At 66.2% G+C, this 1,085-nt stretch carries 1 protein-coding gene; it reads right to left on the bottom strand.

Annotated elements, in window-relative coordinates:
- Positions 1–1,085: (2Fe-2S)-binding protein (locus tag AC04MI_RS25480; RefSeq protein WP_476499081.1), on the bottom strand; the 1,085-nt coding region annotated here is incomplete at both ends.

Raw genomic sequence — 1,085 nt, 5'->3', positions numbered from 1 at the left:
GTCTTGATGCCGCCGTTGCCCCCCACGTACAGCTCCCAGCCCGAATCCACCCCGATCACGCCCACGTCCTTGATCCCGGCCTCGGCGCAGTTGCGCGGACAGCCSGAGACCGCGAGCTTGACCTTGTGCGGCGAATACATCGCCCACAGCGCCCGCTCCAGGTCCTTGCCCATCTGGGTGGAATCTTGCGTGCCGAAGCGGCACCACTCGCTGCCCACGCAGGTCTTCACCGTGCGCAGGCTCTTGGCATAGGCAAAGCCCGAGGGCATGCCGATGTCCTTCCAGACACCCTCCAGGTCCTCCTTCTTCACCCCCAAGAGGTCGATGCGCTGGCCGCCCGTGACCTTGACGGTCGGGATCTGGTACTTGTCGGCCGCATCCGCGATGCGGCGCAGCTCGTCGGGCGTGGTGTGGCCGCCCCACATCCGCGGGATGACCGAGTAGGTGCCGTCCTTCTGGATGTTGGCGTGGCTGCGCTCGTTGATGAAGCGGCTCTGCGGATCGTCCTTGGCCTCCTTGGGCCAGGTGCTGATCAGGTAGTAGTTGATGGCCGGGCGGCAGGTGGCGCAGCCGTTGGGCGTGCGCCAGCCCAGGTTGCGGTACACCTCGTCGTGCGTCAGGTAGTGTTCGCGGCGGATGGCATCGCGCACGTCCTGGTGGTTCGCGTCGGTGCAGCCGCACACGGCCTTCTTCTTGGGCGTGGCCGAGTAGTCGCCGCCGGCGGTGAACATCAGGATCTGCTCCACSAGGCCSGTGCACGAGCCGCAGCTGGCGCTGGCCTTGGTGTGCTTCTTGACCTCGTCCAGGGTGAACAGGCCCTTGTCCTTGATGGCCTTGCAGATGGTGCCCTTGGTCACGCCGTTGCAGCCGCACACCTCGGCGTCGTCGGGCATGCCCGCGGCCTTGCTGTGGCCCTCATGGCCGGTGTCGCCGATGTTGGACTCGCCGAACATCAGCTTGTCGCGGATGTCGTGCACGCTGCGCCCGTCGCGCAGGAGCTTGAAGTACCAGCTGCCGTCCACCGTGTCGCCGTACAGGCACGCGCCCACCAGCTTGTCGTCCTTGATGACGAGCTTCTTGTAGAC

This window comes from Acidovorax sp. LjRoot204 (genome assembly GCF_056175785.1).
The sequence above is the reverse complement of the archived record's forward strand: the minus strand, read 5'-3'. Positions and strand labels throughout refer to the sequence as shown.